Origin of the sequence: Streptomyces sp. NPDC059740 (assembly GCF_042733155.1) — a bacterium.
GTDB lineage: Bacteria > Actinomycetota > Actinomycetes > Streptomycetales > Streptomycetaceae > Streptomyces.
This window is the reverse complement of sequence record NZ_JBHWGP010000104.1, coordinates 1-1,343: the sequence shown is the minus strand read 5'-3', so window position 1 is coordinate 1,343 and position 1,343 is coordinate 1. Positions and strand designations below refer to the sequence as shown.

Annotated in this window: 1 protein-coding gene; it reads left to right on the top strand. The window is 70.2% G+C overall.

The annotated features are described in order from the left end of the window. Positions 1–228 precede the first annotated feature (228 nt). On the top strand, positions 229–1,305 hold the full coding sequence (locus tag ACFV3R_RS34625; RefSeq protein ID WP_385591531.1) for an ISAs1 family transposase: 1,077 nt from the start codon (positions 229–231) through the stop codon (positions 1,303–1,305). Positions 1,306–1,343: the final 38 nt, after the last annotated feature.

Below are 1,343 nucleotides of genomic sequence, written 5' to 3'. Positions count from 1 at the left end.
TTGAGTTCCGGATATGACGGCTTGTCGACTTCTGTCGGAGGCGACCCTGGACGCAGAACAGGCATGGCCGCTGGTGATCATGTGGGTGTCGAGTCCGTATGAGCACCGAGCGAGTCCATGCCTGCGCACCCATCTTCCCGCATGCCGTCATGCCTCCAGCGACTGGGGGACGCCTCCGGCCCAATCCCGCTGGAGACAGCCGCTGACCTGGGGAGATTTCTGGCCGCGGTGCCTGACCCGCGGGCCCGTCGTGGCATCCGCTATCCCTGGCCGGCCCTGCTCACCGCTGCGGCTGCCGCCGTCCTGGCCGGCGCCGCCTCGGTCACGGCGATCGGCGAGTGGATCGCTGACGCTCCGCAGCGCGTCCTGGCCCTGCTCGGGTTCCGCCCCGATCCGCTGACCGGACTGATCCGCCCGCCCCACGCCACCACCGTCCGCCTCGTCCTCGCCACCGCGGACGGCGACGCTCTCGACCGCGCCATCGGCGACTTCCTTCAAGAACGCAAGGCCCCGGCCCCGCCCTCGGGAGGGAAGGCGATCGCTGTCGACGGGAAGACACTCCGCGGCACCCGGACCGCCAACCGGGCCGCCACCGCTTTGATCGCCGCGATGACCCACAGCGGCGAGGTCCTCGCCCAACGGCAGATCGACAAGAAGAGCAACGAGATCCCAGCCTTCGTCCCGCTCCTGGCCGGCCTCGACCTGACCGGCGCCGTCATCACCGCCGATGCCCTGCATACCCAGCACGACCACGCCGCCTACCTGCACGAACACGGGGCTCACTACCTGGCCGTCGTCAAGCGGAACCACCCCGGACTGCATGCGCGCATCCGCAGCCTGCCCTGGCGCGCGATCCGCCTGGACCACGTCGAGCGCACCCGGGCCCATCACCGCGACGAGATCCGCCGCCTGAAGACCGCCGCGTTCGCCCACATCGACTACCCGCACGCCCGTCAGGCCCTCCAAGTCGTGCGCTGGAGACGCGATCTGGGCACGGGCAAGCTGACGATCGAGCGGATCTACCTGGTCACGAGTCTGCCGCCCGGCGCGGCCGACGGCAGCGAACTCGCCGCCTGGATCCGCGGCCACTGGCGCATCGAGAACCAACTCCACCACGTCCGCGACCGCACCTTCCACGAGGACGCCTCACACACCCGCACCCGCCACCTACCCCGCGTCATGGCCGGCCTGCGCAACCTCGCCATCGGCGTCCACCGTCAAGACGGCCACACCAACATCGCCGCAGCCCTCCGCCACACCGCCCGCGACCACCTGCGGCCCCTCACCACCCTCGGCCTGGCATGACGAACCCGGACACAAGATCACTTCGCAAAGACCCTGGC